This is a genomic window from Acetobacter oeni (assembly GCF_011516825.1).
GTDB classification, from domain to species: Bacteria; Pseudomonadota; Alphaproteobacteria; order Acetobacterales; family Acetobacteraceae; genus Acetobacter; species Acetobacter oeni.
This window is the reverse complement of the sequence record NZ_WOTA01000001.1, coordinates 94,233-111,948: the sequence shown is the minus strand read 5'-3', so window position 1 is coordinate 111,948 and position 17,716 is coordinate 94,233. Positions and strand designations below refer to the sequence as shown.

14 protein-coding genes and 1 tRNA gene are annotated in these 17,716 nt (G+C 56.7%); 10 read left to right on the top strand and 5 right to left on the bottom strand.

Features of this window, described 5'->3' with window-relative positions; translation table 11 throughout:
* The first annotated feature begins 83 nt into the window (after positions 1 to 83).
* From GOB90_RS00465 to GOB90_RS00450, 4 genes are all read left to right on the top strand, one after another.
* On the top strand, positions 84 to 1,517 hold the full coding sequence (locus GOB90_RS00465) for a protein adenylyltransferase SelO (protein ID WP_146885293.1): 1,434 nt from the start codon (positions 84 to 86) through the stop codon (positions 1,515 to 1,517).
* 71 nt (positions 1,518 to 1,588) lie between these two features.
* Positions 1,589 to 3,022 carry a sugar porter family MFS transporter gene (locus GOB90_RS00460; RefSeq protein ID WP_173571873.1) on the top strand — a complete coding sequence of 478 codons (1,434 nt, stop codon included), beginning with the start codon at positions 1,589 to 1,591 and terminating at the stop codon, positions 3,020 to 3,022.
* Between the two features lie 174 nt (positions 3,023 to 3,196).
* On the top strand, positions 3,197 to 6,148 hold the full coding sequence (locus GOB90_RS00455; RefSeq protein ID WP_146885289.1) for a DNA translocase FtsK: 2,952 nt from the start codon (positions 3,197 to 3,199) through the stop codon (positions 6,146 to 6,148).
* Positions 6,149 to 6,156: 8 nt separating this feature from the next.
* Positions 6,157 to 6,903 (top strand): RluA family pseudouridine synthase, encoded by a 747-nt coding sequence (locus tag GOB90_RS00450; RefSeq protein ID WP_146885287.1) that lies wholly within the window; start codon positions 6,157 to 6,159, stop codon positions 6,901 to 6,903.
* 82 nt (positions 6,904 to 6,985) lie between these two features.
* Here the strand turns inward: GOB90_RS00450 and GOB90_RS00445 are convergent, their stop codons facing one another.
* Positions 6,986 to 8,092 (bottom strand): hypothetical protein, encoded by a 1,107-nt coding sequence (locus GOB90_RS00445; protein WP_242011702.1) that lies wholly within the window; start codon positions 8,090 to 8,092, stop codon positions 6,986 to 6,988.
* Positions 8,093 to 8,435: 343 nt separating this feature from the next.
* Here GOB90_RS00445 and thiO point away from each other — a divergent pair, with 343 nt between their 5' ends.
* From thiO to GOB90_RS00420, 5 genes are all read left to right on the top strand, one after another.
* Complete coding sequence (thiO, locus tag GOB90_RS00440) at positions 8,436 to 9,401, top strand: glycine oxidase ThiO (protein WP_146885285.1); 966 nt, start codon at positions 8,436 to 8,438, stop codon at positions 9,399 to 9,401.
* 90 nt (positions 9,402 to 9,491) lie between these two features.
* A complete protein-coding gene (gene thiS / locus GOB90_RS00435; RefSeq protein ID WP_146885283.1) occupies positions 9,492 to 9,689 on the top strand; it encodes a sulfur carrier protein ThiS in 198 nt (65 codons plus the stop codon).
* Positions 9,690 to 9,693: 4 nt separating this feature from the next.
* Entirely contained in the window at positions 9,694 to 10,464 is a 771-nt protein-coding gene (locus GOB90_RS00430; RefSeq protein ID WP_146885281.1) for a thiazole synthase, read from the top strand.
* Positions 10,461 to 11,078: a thiamine phosphate synthase gene (locus GOB90_RS00425; protein WP_146885278.1), complete on the top strand. Its 618-nt coding sequence runs from the start codon at positions 10,461 to 10,463 to the stop codon at positions 11,076 to 11,078. Before GOB90_RS00430 ends, GOB90_RS00425 begins: the two co-directional genes overlap by 4 nt.
* 125 nt (positions 11,079 to 11,203) lie before the next feature.
* Complete coding sequence (locus GOB90_RS00420) at positions 11,204 to 11,731, top strand: hypothetical protein (protein WP_146885276.1); 528 nt, start codon at positions 11,204 to 11,206, stop codon at positions 11,729 to 11,731.
* Positions 11,732 to 11,735: 4 nt separating this feature from the next.
* On the opposite strand, the gene GOB90_RS00415 is transcribed toward GOB90_RS00420, so the two are convergent.
* The gene (locus GOB90_RS00415) at positions 11,736 to 12,716 is read right to left on the bottom strand and encodes an N-formylglutamate amidohydrolase (protein ID WP_173571854.1); all 981 of its coding nucleotides are present in this window, start codon (positions 12,714 to 12,716) and stop codon (positions 11,736 to 11,738) included.
* 111 nt (positions 12,717 to 12,827) lie between these two features.
* On the opposite strand from GOB90_RS00415, the gene GOB90_RS00410 reads away from it, so the two are divergent.
* Positions 12,828 to 12,902, top strand: a tRNA-Val gene (locus tag GOB90_RS00410).
* Between the two features lie 101 nt (positions 12,903 to 13,003).
* Here the strand turns inward: GOB90_RS00410 and GOB90_RS00405 are convergent.
* The 3 genes from GOB90_RS00405 to pnp form a co-directional block, all read right to left on the bottom strand.
* Positions 13,004 to 13,636, bottom strand: coding sequence for a LolA family protein (locus tag GOB90_RS00405; RefSeq protein WP_146885271.1), 633 nt, complete (start codon positions 13,634 to 13,636; stop codon positions 13,004 to 13,006).
* Positions 13,637 to 13,823: 187 nt separating this feature from the next.
* Positions 13,824 to 15,242: an NAD(P)H-dependent flavin oxidoreductase gene (locus tag GOB90_RS00400; protein WP_146885268.1), complete on the bottom strand. Its 1,419-nt coding sequence runs from the start codon at positions 15,240 to 15,242 to the stop codon at positions 13,824 to 13,826.
* Between the two features lie 135 nt (positions 15,243 to 15,377).
* Entirely contained in the window at positions 15,378 to 17,525 is a 2,148-nt protein-coding gene (pnp, locus tag GOB90_RS00395) for a polyribonucleotide nucleotidyltransferase (protein ID WP_146885266.1), read from the bottom strand.
* Between the last annotated feature and the right edge of the window lie 191 nt (positions 17,526 to 17,716).

Sequence of the window (17,716 nt, the reverse complement as noted above, 5' to 3'; positions counted from 1 at the left end):
CCGCTTGTTCTTTTGTTTTGGCCCTTCAGACACTGCAGAAGTGTCATACATGAAGTCAATAGATTTGCCGGAGAGATGATCCGATGCCATTTTCACCTGCGTACCGGCCAGCGACAGACCATACGAAGCTTGGCGATATATTTTACGATGTCGTGGAACCGGCGACATTTCCCGAGCATATTCTGCGCTACAGGAACCGGAGAGCGGCGGCGACTGTCGGCCTCGACACGCTGACGGACACGGAATGGGTTGACCATTTTGGCCGGTTCTCGCCGTTGCCGGGTTCTCTGCCGCATCCGCTGGCGCTGCGATATCACGGCCATCAGTTTCGTCAGTACAATCCGGATCTTGGCGACGGGCGCGGCTTTCTCTTTGCACAGTTGCGTGACAGCGACGGGCGGCTGCTTGACCTCGGTACGAAAGGCAGCGGCCGCACACCGTGGTCACGCGGCGGCGACGGACGGCTGACTCTGAAAGGCGGTGTGCGTGAGATTCTGGCGGCTTCCATGCTGGAAGGGCTTGGGGTCGAAACGTCCCGCGCTTTCAGTCTGATCGAGACCGGCGAAAATCTGGAGCGGCATGACGAACCGTCGCCAACCCGTTCGGCCGTTCTTGTAAGACTGAGTCATTCCCACATCCGGATCGGCACCTTTCAGCGGCTGGCGGCTCTGGGTGACACGGCGGAGATCCCGAAGCTGGTGACCTATGTGCTGGAGACTTACTATCCGGACATCACGGTCGGAGCGGAAGACAACGCCGCGCTGCTTCTCTTTGAGGCGGTCTGTGCAAAGGTTGCGCGGGTCGGGGCGCAATGGATGGCTGCTGGATTTGTGCATGGGGTTCTGAATACCGATAACATTGCCATCACCGGAGAGAGCTTCGATTACGGTCCGTGGCGGTTTCTGCCGCGATTCGAACCGGATTTCGTAGCGGCTTATTTCGATCACAGCGGTTTGTATTCTTACGGCCGGCAGCCGCAGGCTCTGCTGTGGTCTCTTGCGCGGCTGGCCGAATGTCTTCTGGAGACAGCCCCTCATGCTTCTCTGAGCGAAATTCTTGCCGCCTTTCCTGCTCTGTATGAATCAGAACTCGACGTGGCCTGGTGCCGCAGGCTGGGGGTTGCTGCGCGGAGCACGGATGATGATCGCGCTCTGCGTCATGCGGTCACGCTGTTCATGGAAGAGTCCGGAATACCCTTTCCTGCCCTCCCGTTTGACTGGTATGGTGGCACTGTCAGTGCCGGACGGGCCATGGCTTCTCCGCAGGCTGCGTTTTATTCCCGGCCTGATTTTCAGCCTGTTCGTGCGTTGCTTGATGCCCGGGAGCCTGCTCCGGGTGTTACTGTTAGTCACATATATTTCAATTCTGAAATACCTTGTGACATGCTGATCGGAACGGTTGAGACGTTGTGGTCTGCGCTGAGCACCGACAACGACTGGACAGCTCTTGACGCCGTTCTGGATCGCATCGGCGTTATGTCGGATGCCCTTCGGACCGGAGGCCCTCCGGCCGGCTGACTGTTATTACAATATCGAAAGGACTCCTTTTGGAAGTGTCATCAGGTTCCCCTGCTCGTGTCTCAAAAAATATTACAAACGCCGTCGACGCAGCAGAAATTTCACCTCACGCCCATCGGACTCTCTGGATCGCAGCCACCGTGGCCGCAATATGCGGCGGCCTCTATGGATACGATACCGGCATCATTTCCGGCGCTCTTCTGCTTATGACGAAGGAGTTTCACCTCGATACCGGAATGCAGGCCACTGTTGCTTCCGCAATTCTGATCGGCGCGACACTCGGCGCGGTTGTGACGGGATGGTTCTCGGAAAAATTCGGACGACGCACGACCGTTATCGTCGTGACCGCTATTTTTGTTGTTGGCGCCATTGCCTGTTCGCTGGCACCCGATGTGACTTTGCTTGTCGCCGCGCGTGTCTTTCTGGGCATTGCTGTCGGTGGCGCGACCCAAGTTGTCCCGACTTACATCTCCGAACTCGCGCCCCATGACAGACGCGGACAGCTTGTCACAATGTTCAATGTCGCCATTGGCATCGGTATTTTTCTGGCCAATGTCGTGGGCTTTGCGATGCGTGACGCATGGGGCTGGCGCCCCATGGTTTCGATCGCCGCGTTGCCGGCTGCGTTTGTCTTTATCTCAATGTTTTTTCTGCCTAAAAGCCCTCGCTGGACGGCGGAAAACGAAGGCATAGGATCGGCGATTGAGCAGCTCAGCCGTGTCCGGTCGAGCCGGAAGCAGATTCGTCGTGAAATCCATGAGATTCATGAGAATACCAGCGGAATTGATGATGATGAGCGTGGCTGGAAAGGGCTTGCCCTTCCCTGGGTGCGTCCGGCTCTGATTGCCGCGCTCGGGATTGCGTTTTTTACGCAGGCCGGTGGTCTTGAAATGATGATCTACTATACGCCGACATTCCTGTCGGATGCGGGCTTTGGTGCCTCTTCGGCACTGCTGGCGAGCCTTGGCGTGTCGATCGTTTATTGTATCATGACACTGCTGGGCTGCCTTTTTGTTGACCGGATCGGGCGCCGGCGGCTGGTTCTGATCATGGGGCCCGGGTCGGTCATAAGTCTGATCGGGCTTGGCATCATGTTTGCCATCCACCCTGATAAGGGCTCTGTCGGGAGTTACGCGACAGTCGCGTTCCTGCTGCTGTTCATGCTCTTTAACTCCGGCGGCATTCAGGTCGTGGGCTGGCTGATCGGCGCGGAAATGTTCCCGCTCCCTATGCGCGGAGCGGCAACCAGTCTTCATGCCGCCGTGCTGTGGGGAAGTGATTACCTGGTCACGCGAACCGCGCTGCCCCTGGTCACGCTGATTTCGCTGGGAGGCACGATGTGGGTCTATGCGGGGGTGAATCTTGCCTGCGTGCTGTTCGTCCTGTTTTTCGTCCCTGAGACAGCCGGGGCCACACTGGAAGATATTGAGACCTCCCTTCGGGACGACACGTTCCGTCCGCATCTCGGCGAGAACCCTTCAATCGCGTATAAAGCGGCGAACTGACGCTGTTTCAGAGACCGGAGCCGTCAGGGTCAGATCGGGTCTGACGGCTGTTCTTCCGGTTCCCGGCGATCCCTTCGGCAGCTTTATCCGTCAATGTTCAAATTTTTTTCGCATTTCGACATATAATTATGACCGGCCATCATCCTGCCTTTCTGAACGGACAGGGAACGGGGTATGGTCGTGCTGTGCGCGGAGATCGTGCGCAGTATTTTGAGTGCAACCTATGAAGTCAGGACCGGTTACTTGGCGCGTCTCAGTCGTCTCACCACGCCCGATCTGTCGTCCCCCGCGCTGAAGACGTCTCTTCGGCGCCGCGGAGACGAAGTGGGAGGTATCGTGCTCTGGGTGCTGGCGCTTGCTCTGGCGGCAACCTTCTGGAGCTACGATCCGCTTGATCCGTCATCCAATGTTGCGACATCCCGTCAGGCAACCAATCTTCTGGGATGGCCCGGTGCCTGGCTGGCTGATGCACTGATTCAGGCGTTCGGTATTGCCACGGCTGTCCCGGTCATCGCTCTGGGCGCCTGGGGCTGGCGAATTTTTCGTCATCGCGGGCTGAGTGTCATCTGGCTGCGCGCGATCGCACTGATGTGTCTTTTACCCGTCTGTGGTGCGCTCGTCGCAGCAATTCCTCTGCTTATCACAGCGATTCACGCGCCTGCTTGGCCTGCTGATTCCGGCATTGGCGGCGGGATCGGATCGACGACGGCCACTGCGGCGCTGGCTGCCGGCACATCCGCGATCGGCCCGGCTGGCGGTGTTATTATCTGGCTGCTCGGGCTGGTGCTTGCTATTCTCCTGGGGGCTCTGGCTTTCGGGCTGGATCGACGGGAATGGCAGGCAATCGGCAGAGCTGTTGCGACAGCTTCTCTTTTTCTCGGACGGCAGCCTGGCCGGCTGGCGCAATCGATCATTGCCCGGCAGAGGCGGGGTCTGGCGCAGGGGACCATTGCCGGTTCGGGTGCAGATGCACGATCCGGAGAAGCGGTGTTTACCGAAGTCTCTGCGCGTGGACAGCAGCACTGGTCGCCACGCAAACCTGACACTGCGCAGACAACAATAACACGGACTGCGCCCGCTTCTCTCCGTCCCGCCCCCTCTCAGCCGGCTCCGGCTCCGGCGACGGCTGCGACGTCACAGCGTTCCGATCTGTCGCCCGCCCTGATCACCGGCCGGGAATTGTCTGGCGCTGATAACAATGCGGCAGGCCAGGAACTCTCTGTGATTTCCGCGCCTCCTGCCGGGTCTCTTCCGGCGAACCGGCCACGGGGACGCATGCCGGTTTCGACCCCGGCAACTGCTGAAAAAGACGCGCCGCCGATCTCGCTGCCAGGACCTGCAACGGAAAATTCCGTATCCGTTCCACAACAGATCTCCGCAGAAGCCTCGCGCTTCTCTGAAACGCCTGCTTCAGCAGAACCTGCGCGCCACAGTCCGCAACCGTCTCGTCCGCCTGCGCCTCCGCGCGAGATACCTGATGACCACCAGGCGACCGAGGACGGGCAGAGGAAATCTCTTCTGTCCCGCCTGTTCGGTGGACGTCAGGAAGCTGAATCCGGGGCTGCATCGGCAAAGCCATCCGAACGGGCCTCCCCGCCCTCCACGAACGGCACCGGGTGGTCACTTCCCCCTGTTTCCCTGTTGCGTCCTGTGCCGGAATCACGGGCGGAGGCCGGGCCGAGCCGGGAGGTGCTGGAGGCGAATGCGCGCCTGCTGGAGACCGTGCTGGCGGATTTTGGCGTACAGGGCACCATTGTCGATCTGCACCCTGGCCCGGTCGTGACATTGTATGAGCTTGAGCCGGCGCCGGGGATCCGGTCTGCCCGAGTGATCGGTCTGGCTGATGACGTCGCGCGCTCTCTTTCGGTCCTCAGCGTACGTATCGCGACCGTTCCCGGACGCAATGTGATCGGTATTGAGGTTCCGAATGCCGTGCGTGAGACGGTTTATCTGTCGGAGCTGTTCAACCGGCCTGAATGGACCGGTACGACCGGTCGTCTGGAGCTTGCGCTCGGCAAGGATATTGCCGGCGAACCGGTGTTCAGCGACCTGGCGAAAATGCCGCACCTTCTGGTAGCCGGCACGACCGGGTCGGGTAAGTCGGTGGGGATCAACTCGATGATCCTGTCGCTGCTGTTTCGTCATTCTCCGGATGAATGCCGGCTCATCATGATCGATCCGAAGGTTCTGGAACTTTCGATTTATGACGGCATTCCTCATCTGTTGACGCCGGTCGTCACAGAGCCGCCCAAGGCTGTCGCGGCGCTGAAATGGGTCGTGCGTGAGATGGACCGCCGTTACCGCGCGATGTCACATCTTCAGGTGCGTAATATCGCCGGTTATAATGAGCGGGCGGCGCAGGTGAGAGACCGTGGCGAAGAGGTGACCCGGCGCGTTCAGACCGGGTATGATCCGGAAACCGGCAATCCGATTTTTGAAGAACAGTCTCTGACGCTTGAGGCGCTGCCGTTTATCGTCGTTGTAATCGACGAAATGGCCGACCTGATGATGACGGCGGGCAAGGAAATCGATGCGGCCGTGCAAAGGCTGGCTCAGAAAGCGCGCGCGGCGGGTATCCATGTGATCATGGCGACGCAGCGTCCGTCTGTGGACGTGATTACCGGCACCATCAAGGCGAACTTTCCGACCCGTATTTCCTTCCAGGTAATCAGCAAATTCGACAGCCGGACCATTCTTGGTGAACAGGGAGCAGAGCAGCTTCTTGGCCAGGGCGACATGCTTTTCATGCAGGGGGGCGGTCGTGTCACCCGTGTTCATGGTCCGTTTGTCGCGGACAGCGAAGTTGAGGCGGTCGTCCACTTCCTGCAGGAACAGGGTGAGCCGATCTACGACGAGGATGTCATTTCGGAGCGTGAGGAAGATACGGCAAGCGGTCCGTTTGATGCCGGCACCGCATCTGATGGTGATTCCAGCCTGTATGATAAGGCGGTTGCCGTCGTTATCCGGGAAGGCAAGGCCTCGACATCGTTTGTTCAGAGACATCTGTCGATCGGCTACAATCGTGCCGCCAAACTGATCGAGCAGATGGAGAAGAATGGTATCGTCAGCGGCGCAGACCATGTAGGACGGCGCAAGGTTCTGATTGGCCGGGGTGCTGATGACTAGACATCTTTATGCGTAAACACCGCAAAGTGACAAAGACCGTGCCGGGCAATGCGCCGCCCTCTCCGGCGCCGGCTCCCGTGCTCCCCCTGCCCTTCGATATTTTATTTCAGAATAATCAGGTGGTCATCATTAACAAGCCATTCGGTCTGGCGGTACATACCGGCCCCCGAAAAGGCCCGAGCGTGGAAGACTGGTTCCCGCAGCTCAGTCGGCGCAAAGACGGGCCGTGGCTTGCTCACAGGCTGGATGCGGATACGAGTGGCTGCCTTGCCATTGCGTTACGCAAGCAGGCTCTGATCTCGATGCAGGACTGTTTCGCGTCCGGCGCGGTGAAAAAAATTTACTGGGTGGTCGTCAGAGGCGTGGCACCGGAACATGGTGTTATCGATCGGCCCGTGATGCGGGTCTCCGGCCCGGACGGCTGGAAGATGATCGTCAGTCCCGACGGGCAGCAGGCCAGAACGAGCTGGAGACGTCTTGGCACCGATGGAAATGTATCGTGGCTGGAACTGACGCTGCATACCGGTCGCACGCACCAGGCGAGGATTCACTGTGCTGAGCTGGGAATGCCGGTCATCGGCGATACGGTGTACGGAACTGAAAATACCCGACAGCGGCTTCATCTTCTGAGCCGTGAGCTCGATATTCCTCTTACCGTCCCCGTTTCGGCCGTGGCGCCTCCTCCGGAGCATATGCGGAACGCACTCATGCGATGCGGCTGTGTACCGGATCAGGCCCCCGTAATTCCGTCCTGAAGCCGATGCCCGCGCCCGGATATCGCTATGCCGGGCATTATGCTTTATCTGGCAATAGTGGCGAAAGATTCACTTTAAAGTATCAGTCTCGCACAGAAGCTATCTCAATAACTTCGTGGAAGGTCGCATTCCCATATGTGATCAGAGAGGGCATCGGGCGAATGCGCTCGAAATCTGCGTGAAATGTCCGATTCAATGCTCGCTCAAGCACACCGGAACCGGTTTTCTGCGCGATGGCCAGGTCATGATGCAGATAGAAATTGCGATAGATCGAAAGCAGCGCGTCTTCGATTACAGGACTGCCTGCCACTGATCCGAAAAACTCATTATGGACTCCGTTTTCATCGTTAAGCATGAAAACGTGAGAATGGCGCTGCGATAATCTGCTGAAGAAAATATCTTCCGACCGGATACGACTGTCGGTGCCCAGCCACCAGCCACCCAGCTGCTGGATTGCGTGCATGCGAAAAATATTGGAGGCCTCGGAAGCGTTTCGTGCTGAAAAAAAGAGCATCCGGGCATCAACACCGCAGACGGAATAAAGCCATTCGGGCGCTTCTTCCTCATTGAAAATTCTGATTTCCAGGCCGGTGAAATTCCGATGATATTCGAAATTACGTTCAACGCCGGCGGATGCTTCCCGGCTTCTGTACATATAAATTTTGCGTGGAATTTGCGCTGTCGAAATCCGGCTGTCCGCAATGCCGTTTTCCATTTTTGCGTGATACAGCCGGTTCATCACTTCCAGACAAAGCCGGTCACACTCCGAGCCGGTATCGAACTCTTCGTAGCAGTTCTTTATGATCCGTGCGGCCTTTATAAGGTCGCCCTGGATCCAGGCCGCCTGGATACCGGTCACGTAATTATAAAAAGGAATGGAAAGCGCCCGTAAAGTTTTCAGTTCTGCTTCGGCCGGAGACTGGCCAGCCATCATGCCGCACAGAAGCCGGAGTACCAGCAGTACATGCGGCCCGGGCGCCTGATCCGGATACTCTGAGTGAAGATCATACGCTGTTCTGTAAACATGCGAGGCTTCTGCAACGCATTTGTCGTCATGAAGAATTCTGGCCAGAGCGAAGGCCGTCCCCACAGTGTTACAGCCATGCTCGCTAAAATAAGCGATCGCTCTCTGGTTATTTGCGAGATCGGAGGACGTGAGTTGCGGGGCGGTCACCGTGTCAGACATCATGAGGTCTCCGTCATCCGGGGTCGAAGGGAACTGGTTTTTTATACGCATCGAAAATCGACGACAATAAATCCCGTTTTTTTCGCCGGTTCATATTTTATGTGTCTGTCCGGACAGCATTCTGCGTGCTTTTTCAGGGAACTTGCCATCGGCGCAAAAACCTTTTCCACTTTGCCTGACGGGCTGGCCGGAGACTGTTTGCAACCGGAACGGGAGCGCTCGCATTATTATGCTTTGGGGGCCTTTCAGACGTTCCCTTAACAAGCAGCTTTAAAGCGGTCATCGTGCAGCGGTTCGAAGACTATTCCGCCTTCGACAAGGCAACCAGCCGCACAGGGGGTGTGTTATGAAAGCCGAAACAACCGTTCTTGTGCGCGGAGCGGGGGTTACTGGCCTTGTAACCGCCGTCACGCTTGCAGAGCGGGGAGCCAGAGTGACGCTGGCGGAATCCGGGTCCCGCGTCGGCTCGGGCGCATCATGGATGGCCGGGGGCATGCTGGCGCCGTGGTGCGAAGCGGAGAGCGCGCCGCCAGAGGTTACCGAGCACTCAACCGGTTCTCTGTCATGGTGGAGCAGGCATGTTCCGGATGTGGTGTCGAATGGCAGCCTCGTGCTGGCTCCCCCACGCGATACGGCTGAAATTTCCCGTTTTGGCCGCCGGACGAGTCATTTCAAAGAGATTGGCAGTGAGGAAATAGCAACGCTTGAGCCTGATCTTGCCGGTCGATTTTCCAGAGCATTATTTTTCCGGGAAGAAGGGCATCTTGATCCGAGAAAGGCGCTTCCTGCTCTTTCAGAGCGGCTGATCAGTCTTGGTGGCCGGCTGTTGACGGATCAGGCCGGCGTGCCGGCACAATCCACATTTGACCGGATAGTCGATTGCACCGGATTGCGGGCACGGGAAAACCTGACGACTTTACGTGGCGTCCGGGGAGAAATGATTTTGCTGCGCTGTCGGGATGTCACGCTTCATCGACCGGTGCGGCTGCTGCATCCCCGTATTCCGATCTATATTGTGCCTAGGGCTCATCATCTTTTTATGGTCGGCGCCACGATGGTCGAAAGTGAGCACGCGGGACCGATGACGCTAAGATCGATGAGCGAACTGCTCAATGCGGCATGGGTGCTACATCCTGGCTTCGCCGAAGCCGAGATTGTGGAAATGGGAACCGGCCTGCGCCCGTCTTATCCGGACAATATGCCGCTTGTGACACAGGATAAGCAGACGGTTTTTGTAAACGGGGTCTACCGGCACGGATATCTGCTTTCTCCCTGGCTTGCCGAACAGGTGGCCGACATTATCTGCGGCTGATTGCGCTCGTGTGTTCTGCGTTTCAGGGGTTGCGCTTGCGTGGACGATAAGACGGTACAAAATCTGATATGCGACGACGGAGAGACCGACATGAAAATTCTGATAAACGATGAGGCGTATACGGTAACCGCCGGTACACTTGCCGCACTTGTCGCCGAACTTGGTTTTTCAGACGCCCGGATCGCCACCGCGATAAACGGTGAATTCGTCCCGGGGCCGGCTCGTGAACATCATATCCTCGTCGAGGGTATGCGCGTTGAAATCGTTGCGCCGATGCAGGGTGGATAGTCCGATGCTTTTTTACGGTACACGTCTTTCTTCGCCGTTGATGCTGGGAACGGCTCAGTATCCCTCTCCTGAGATTCTTGCCGCGGCAGTCCGGGAGGCGGAAGCAGGCGTTATTACTGTCTCTCTCCGTCGCGAAGCTGCGGGACAGCGCGCCGGGCAGGCTTTCTGGTCCCTGATCCGCGAACTCGGTGTCCCCGTTCTGCCCAACACAGCCGGGTGTCACACGGTAAAGGAAGCGGTCACGACGGCTCACATGGCGCGTGAAGTTTTTGAAACGGACTGGATCAAGCTTGAGGTTATCGGAGAATCGGACACGCTGCAGCCGGATGTTTTCGGCCTGGTTGAGGCTGCCCGTATTCTGTCTTCGGAAGGATTCAGGGTTTTTCCGTATACGACCGAGGATCTGGTGGTTGCGGAGCGTCTGCTGGCGGCCGGGTGCGAGGTGCTGATGCCCTGGGGGGCTCCGATTGGGTCCGGCAAGGGGCTGAACAATGTCTTCGGGCTGAGAGCGTTACGGGCTCATTTTCCCGGCACCCCCCTGGTGGTCGATGCCGGAATCGGGTTGCCGTCTCACGCGGCTCAGGCGCTCGAACTCGGTTATGACGCGGTACTGATCAATACCGCGGTTGCAAAAGCCGGAAACCCGGTGGCTATGGCCCGTGCATTCCGTCTTGCAGTTGAGGCGGGGAATCTCGCTTACGGCGCTGATCCGATGGAAGCACGGGACATGGCTGCTCCCTCTACCCCTCTGCTCGGAAGGCCCATGCTCGGATGACACATTCTCCGCTTCCTCAACGCATTTATCCGATCGTCGATCGCGCTTCCTGGGTCTCGCGACTGGGTAAAGCCGGAGCGCGGTTTATCCAGCTTCGTATCAAGGACCTGTCCGGCGATGGTTTGAAAAGCGAAATTAAAGATGCGCTTGCCGCGGCATCTGATTCTGATGTGACACTGGTCATCAACGATTTCTGGGAAATGGCCATCGATCTGGGCGCGACTTACGTTCATCTCGGTCAGGAAGATCTCGATACCGCCGACAGAGATAAGCTCCGTGAAGCGGGAATCAGAATCGGAATCAGCACGCATAGTGTTCCGGAACTGACCCGTGCCCTGGAACTGGCACCGGATTATGTCGCACTGGGACCGATCTGGCCGACACGCCTCAAAAAGATGGCATTTGGCCCCCAGGGGACGCACAGGCTTACGGAGTGGCGGGAACGGATAGGAGATCTGCCGCTCGTTGCGATCGGCGGGATAACGCTGGCCCGTGCGCCTGAGTGCATCGCCGCAGGAGCAGACTGCGTTGCGGCTGTTTCGGATTTCATTTTTTCCGAAGACCCGGAATCTCAGATATCTTTGTGGATCAAGGCGATAGCATCTTCATCCTGATCAGAGCGCCGCAGAATTGACGATATTTTGTCGAAATTTAAGTCTTCCTCAGTAGCCACAAATGATCATGGGACCATGAGATGGGACCAGAGATTGTGCGGCAGCTCCTTCGGGTGAGTGACAGAATGAGAAGGTGTGTCGTCGCGATCAGCGCTGTTGGCTGCGTATTTTGTACGGCTCCCGCCGAAGCAGACCCGCCTTCATTTAACAGCAAGGACCTCGCCATTCTCGGTCAGACACTTCATTTCATTGATCCTCCCCCCGGAGGCACGGTCAGGATCGCAGTCGTATATAATTCCGCAATAGCCGGATCACAGGAGGAAGCAAAAGGGATTGTCGAAGAGTTTCCGTCTGACGCGACCGTATCCGGATTTTCACTAAAGCCTTTTGCCGTAAACCTCGACCAGATCGAAACAGCAGCTTTCAACGCCGTCATCTCTACTGATGGAACCGGTACAGCACAATTAAAACAGGCCCTGAATACCCATCACGCTGCCTGTGTAACGAACCATCTGGAACAGGTCGCTGCCGGTTTTTGCCAGATTTACATGACGTCTCAACCAAGCGTTGATATCCGGCTTAATCAGTCTGCTTCAGACGCGGCCGATGTTCACTTTGCGACTGCGTTCAGAATCATGGTGCGCACTTTGTAACTGACTACGGATACATTCTTCCCGCCTGGATTACTCTGTCAGATACCGTGCATCCCACCTCCTGCTGCTCTCTGACGCACCGTGCCATATCGGCGATAATCTGACTGATTTTCCCGGCAAAACGCGGATTAAGACCATACCCTCCGCCCGGCCTGGCACACATATAAAGAGCGCGGCTCATCTCCAGCTGGATTACACTCACGTTTTCTTCCGGGCATCCGTAATGACTGGTAATGAAACCACCGGCAAACGGATGGTTGCGCGCCACGCTGAAGCTGAGCGCCAGCAGGCTTTTCCCGAGGGCCTGCACGAAAACCGGCTTGCTGGAAGAACCAAACCGGTCTCCGATCACGATATCTGCTTTCGTCCCGTCTATTCCCGGCGGCATAGAATGCATATCGAGGACCAGGCAGAATCCATACTCCGCGCGCATTTCATCGATAAGTTTTTTGAGCATCGCGTGGTAGGGATGCCAGAACAGCCGAAGCCGTGCGGCCGTCTCGTCCATGGAGAGTTTTCTGCCATAAACCTGCCGACCACCTGAAACGACCCCCGGGACACTGCCCAGGCCGGCACGTCCCCGTTCGCTCGGTGAAAACAGGGATTCATCGCCGTTTTCTATCATGCGCGGGTCAAGGTCGAGCGAAGCCCGGTTCACGTCGCAAACGACGCGCGGAAACGTCGCGCATAGCAATGTGGCACCGTATTGGGGAGCGGTTGCAATCAGCGTATCGACATGAAAATCTTCACCACTTCGGAGGGCATCAAGAGGCAGACGGGAGCGTGCAAGAAATTCTGCCGTATAATTCCGACCGGAATGCGGGGAACACACGATGAGAGGAATCGGGACCCCGGGCGATCGAACGACGACAAAGGAATCTGATCCGGACGCACTGCCCGTGCCTGTCAGCTTCTTTTCATGATCGGCTGGTTTTGCGAAAGCACGGGCTTCCTCATCATTTCCGGCTTCTGACCAGGATTTCATATGCGGTTGCCCGGCAGAATCGTGCATGTCATCGCATCAAAATACACGTTTTATATCCGTCGGGGTTGCACTCTTTAAAAAGGAAAGTTAGAAGCCGCCTACCGAACAGATGGGCGCATAGCTCAGCGGTAGAGCACTACCTTGACATGGTAGGGGTCACAGGTTCAATCCCTGTTGTGCCCACCATCTGTTCGGTTATTTCCTGAAAATTTTTGCATTCTCGTAACTTGCCCGACATTTTTGTCCGGTATGCAACCTCTTCTGTCTTGCAGGTTTTGCCTGTGCACTCAGTTTTCTTTCGGTAAGATGAAAAGCTTCGACGGGGTGTCCGCCCCCGACACGAGATCAGACAGCCTGACCTGCGTTTGTCTGCCCTGAGCATCGACAACGATCCAGCCGAGCATTGAAAGAGACTTTTCGTCAAAAGCCATTACGAGCGTCCCTTCTCCCGGTGAGGTTGTCCTGACAGCAGAAATTTGAATGACGCCGTTTTCCTTTCGGAAGCTGGTGACTGTTACGTCACCGCTCAGGGAAATATGCGCGCCCAGCAAAAGTCCCAGAGGCGTTCGTTCAATCGGGATTTCTGTTATCTGATCCAGTTGTGAGTCACGAAATATGACTTTGCCGTCATTTGCGACGAGAAGTAGCGGACTGGGTTTATCGTATTGAAAACGCATACGGCCCGGCCTCGACAACCATACGTCACCGGTTGTCTTCTGACCGTCCGCAGCGGTTTGCTCGAAGCGACCACGCATGGTCACAACAGAGTTCATTTTATCCTGCACACGATCAATCCACCCCTGATCGACAGGCGAAAATTGCGACGTAGCAGCGTATGAGGTCCGAATTTCCGCATTGCCCGTCAGAAGAAAAACCCCTGTCACAATCAGCGATGCATAAACGGGAAAGCGTAAAAGCATCCAGGTTCTCCTTACAGATGAAAGCGAGTTTCCTGCACGAGAGGCTGCAAAATGGCAGGCTGGCGCAGTTTTTTAATGGCTTGAGCGGAGCGATTAATTTCTCGTATCGAGACCCCATGAACGGAAAGCGACCACAGCTTTCCGTTCATGAAAGAAGATATGACTTCTCTGAAGTTGCCGGGATGTCTTAACGGCCCGTCATGATACGATCCACCAGTTCTTTAACTGTTGGGATAAAGTTGTTGGAATAAAAAGGATCTTTGGCAAATCGCCATGCATTCGTTCCACCGAACATCAGATTATGATCTGCCACGCTTTCCTGATCCGGACCGTGGGCGTGAGCAATGGTCTGCAATGTTTTTTGGATGCAGTACGATCTTGGATCGGCCTTGTGGCCATTGCTGAATTCCGGCGGACGCTGGCTCCAGTTCGAAAAACGACATTCCGACAGGCATCCCATGCAGGCGACCTGGTCGGTCAGAATTTCGCGCGCGCGTTCAGGTGTTACGAAGATCAGAGTCGAATCCGGAGTTCTCATCGCTTCGGTATAACCTTCAGCCTCCCATGCCTGCGCATGCAGCAGATCAGATTCTGTCACGAACACTTCGCGCTTGCGAGCTCCGACGCCATAAGCGGCAGCGTGTTCACCAACCGGTTCGGATGAGAACGCAATCTGTCGTTCTGAACGCTCCCGGAGTTCCCCCAGAAAACTGTTATTCACAGCCGAGGAATAAAAGCCCGTTGGCGAAAAACGGTTAAGAAAGATGTCGCCTTTCTCAAGTGTTTTCAGACGCTGTTTCCAGGCTTCCGGTATCGGACTTTCTTTTGTCAGCAGAGGACGGGTGCCAAACTGAAAGACAACAGGACCGAGTTCAGGGTTATCGATCCAGTCCTGCCATTCCTCAAGCCACCAGACACCTCCCGCCATGATAATTGGCGTGTTTCCAAGGCCGAAGCTGTTCATCAGCTTTCGCAGAGCAACGACACGGGGATATGGATCTTCGGGTTTCAGCGGGTTTTCAGTATTTGAAAGTCCATTATGGCCGCCGGCACGCCACGGATCTTCGTAAACCACGCCCCCGAGAAGGCTGGCTGTCTTATGATAGGCCCGCTTCCAAAGAGCGTTAAATGCACGTGCTGATGAGACAATCGGGTAATAATGGACACCGAATTTCGTAGCGATATCAGACAAGCGATAAGGCATCCCGGCGCCGCAGGTAAGACCGTTAATCAGCCCTTTCGCGCCTTCGAGCACACCACTGATCACGCGTTCCGCGCCGCCCATTTCCCAGAGAATATTGGCATGGACACGCCCGCGACCTGACGCAGTTTCGTGGGCGATCCGCGCCTGAGCGATTCCGCCGCGTATAGCGTAATCAATCAGTTCTTCATGCCGCTCACGGCGGGTTTTGCCCCGATAGATCTGGGGAACAATATTCCCGTTATCGTCGTAGCTATCCGCATTAACAATTGAAATAGTTCCGGCTCCGCCTGCGGCGGCCCAGGCGCCGGCTGACTGGCCGGTAGAAACACCAACGCCTTTCCCGCCTTCAACCAGCGGAAGGATTTCTGCGCCGCTCAGTCTTACTGCGTTAATCGCCTTCATGCCTGTCCTGTCGTCGTCCGTGTTCCTGTGAACTCCGGAGCCTCTTAACGCGGGGCCGGAGCTTACGCCATACACAAACGGGCGTTGCGACCCTTTGCCGCAACGCCCGTTCACTGACCGTGTCTTCAGTCAGTCTCAGTCTTCGCGGCGTGGCGCGCGGGCTGGCCGTTCGCCTACTTCGGAGGTTATGTCGGCACCGGTTGCCTGATCTACAACCCTCATGGACAATTTGACCTTACCCCGGTCGTCAAAGCCTATGACTTTCACCTTCACAGTGTCTCCCTGCTTGACCACATCGGTCGTGCGGGCAACCCGGCCCTGCCCGAGTTCGGAGATGTGAACGAGGCCGTCTTTGGCACCGAGAAAATTCACGAAGGCACCGAAATCGGCTGTCTTTACGACCTTGCCGTCATAAATACGGCCAATCTCCGGTTCTGCAACAATACCATTGATCCGGTCGATCGCCTTCTTCGCCTGTTCATCGGAAGAGGCAGCGATCGTGATGGTGCCATCATCACCGATATCGACCTTCGCGCCCGAATACTCGACGATTTCACGAATAACCTTGCCGCCGGAACCGATCACATCACGGATTTTTTCCCTTGGCACGCTCATTGTCGTGATTTTCGGCGCGGTTGACGAGACATCATGCCGGCCTTCCGTCAGAGCTTTAGACATCTCTCCCAGAATGTGCAGACGGCCACCGCGAGCCTGCTCAAGAGCGATTTCCATAATTTCCGGCGTGATGGACGTAATCTTAATGTCCATCTGCAGCGCCGTTACACCCTTTTCGGTGCCGGCCACCTTGAAATCCATATCGCCGAGATGATCTTCGTCACCAAGAATATCCGAGAGAACCGCGAAACCGCGATCTTCCTTGATCAGGCCCATCGCGATACCGGCAACGGGGCGCTTTAGCGGCACGCCGGCATCCATCAGCGCCAGCGAGGTGCCGCAGACAGTTGCCATTGAGGAGGAGCCGTTGCTCTCGGTGATCTCGGAGACAACCCGCATGGTGTAAGGGAACTCGGTCTTTGTCGGCAACAGCGGACGCAGGGCGCGCCACGCAAGTTTCCCGTGACCGATTTCGCGCCGTCCTGGAGATCCTACACGACCGCACTCACCAACCGAGAACGGAGGAAAGTTGTAGTGCAGCATGAAGTTGGTGCGGTATTCGCCTTCGAGGGCATCGATGACCTGCTCGTCCTGCCCGGTACCCAGCGTGGCCACGACCAATGCCTGGGTTTCACCACGGGTGAACAGAGCTGAACCATGCGCGCGCGGAAGAATGCCGACTTCGGAGACGATCGGGCGAACGGTGACCAGATCACGGCCGTCAATACGAAGCCCGGTGTCGAGAACAGATCCGCGAACGATATCGGCTTCGAGATCTTTCAGCATCGGTTTGGCTGCGTCTGCATCCAGTCCGGCGTCGGTCAGCTTATCCAGAATGACTTTTTTAGCCGCCGCGACTTTTTCGTAACGCGCCTGCTTGGCCTTTTCCTTATAGGCTGTCGTCAGTGCCTTGCGACCAAGCGTATCGACTTTCTTGCGAAGCGCGATGGTTTCTTTCGATGGGGCTTCCAGATCCCACGGCGCTTTGGCCGCATGTTCTGCAAGAGCGATAATCGCCTCGATGACCGGCTGAAATGCTTTATGCCCGAAGGTCACAGCGCCGAGCATAGTGGTTTCTGAAAGCTCGCTGGCCTCGGATTCAACCATCAGAACGCCCTCGGTCGTTCCGGCGACTGCCAGTTCCAGGTCGCTTTCTTTTGTCTCTTCGATCGTCGGATTCAGGACGTATTCGCCGTCCACATAACCCACACGACAGGCGCCGACAGGACCGAAGAAAGGTATTCCGGACAATGTGAGAGCAGCCGAACAGCCGATCAGAGCGGGGATCGCCGGATCGTTCTCCATATCGTGGCTGAGAACTGTCGCGATAACCTGAACTTCGTTGCGGAAGCCCTCGGGAAACAGCGGACGCAGCGGACGGTCAATGAGGCGGGAGTTAAGAGTTTCCGCCTCTGAGGGACGCCCCTCGCGCTTAAAGAACCCGCCGGGGATCTTGCCGGCGGCGTAGGCTTTTTCCTGATAGTTAACAGTCAGCGGGAAGAAATCCTGACCGGCTTTCACGCTCTTTGCGCCAACAGCGGTACACAGAACGACTGTGTCCCCATATGTGACGACAACGGCGCCATCTGCCTGGCGGGCAATCTTGCCGGTCTCCAGAACCAGCTTGCGACCGCCCCACTCAATCTCTTTACGAAAATAATTGAACATTCTGCATCAGACCTTTCGGGCCGATACCGCGCCTCGCGTCCCGGAAACCAAAGTCACGGATATGACTCCTGTTTCCGTCTGACAGGGGCCGGTTGCAGACAGCGTCTCGGACGGCATGGTGACTGGCGAAAACGCCAGGGCGCCATGTGGCCTGAAACGCCGTGGCTGGCCGGTAGGCCCCACGATAAGCC

What these genes read in the sequence shown, in the direction of transcription:
- GOB90_RS00445 (WP_242011702.1), bottom strand. Translation starts at nt 8,092, where the DNA reads ATGATGTCTGACACGGTGACCGCCCCGCAACTCACGTCCTCCGATCTC.
- GOB90_RS00430 (WP_146885281.1), top strand. Translation starts at nt 9,694, where the DNA reads ATGCTTTTTTACGGTACACGTCTTTCTTCGCCGTTGATGCTGGGAACG.
- GOB90_RS00405 (WP_146885271.1), bottom strand. Translation starts at nt 13,636, where the DNA reads ATGCTTTTACGCTTTCCCGTTTATGCATCGCTGATTGTGACAGGGGTT.
- pnp (WP_146885266.1), bottom strand. Translation starts at nt 17,525, where the DNA reads ATGTTCAATTATTTTCGTAAAGAGATTGAGTGGGGCGGTCGCAAGCTG.
- GOB90_RS00420 (WP_146885276.1), top strand. Translation starts at nt 11,204, where the DNA reads ATGAGAAGGTGTGTCGTCGCGATCAGCGCTGTTGGCTGCGTATTTTGT.
- GOB90_RS00425 (WP_146885278.1), top strand. Translation starts at nt 10,461, where the DNA reads ATGACACATTCTCCGCTTCCTCAACGCATTTATCCGATCGTCGATCGC.
- thiS (WP_146885283.1), top strand. Translation starts at nt 9,492, where the DNA reads ATGAAAATTCTGATAAACGATGAGGCGTATACGGTAACCGCCGGTACA.
- thiO (WP_146885285.1), top strand. Translation starts at nt 8,436, where the DNA reads ATGAAAGCCGAAACAACCGTTCTTGTGCGCGGAGCGGGGGTTACTGGC.
- GOB90_RS00455 (WP_146885289.1), top strand. Translation starts at nt 3,197, where the DNA reads ATGGTCGTGCTGTGCGCGGAGATCGTGCGCAGTATTTTGAGTGCAACC.
- GOB90_RS00450 (WP_146885287.1), top strand. Translation starts at nt 6,157, where the DNA reads ATGCGTAAACACCGCAAAGTGACAAAGACCGTGCCGGGCAATGCGCCG.
- GOB90_RS00400 (WP_146885268.1), bottom strand. Translation starts at nt 15,242, where the DNA reads ATGAAGGCGATTAACGCAGTAAGACTGAGCGGCGCAGAAATCCTTCCG.
- GOB90_RS00415 (WP_173571854.1), bottom strand. Translation starts at nt 12,716, where the DNA reads ATGAAATCCTGGTCAGAAGCCGGAAATGATGAGGAAGCCCGTGCTTTC.
- GOB90_RS00465 (WP_146885293.1), top strand. Translation starts at nt 84, where the DNA reads ATGCCATTTTCACCTGCGTACCGGCCAGCGACAGACCATACGAAGCTT.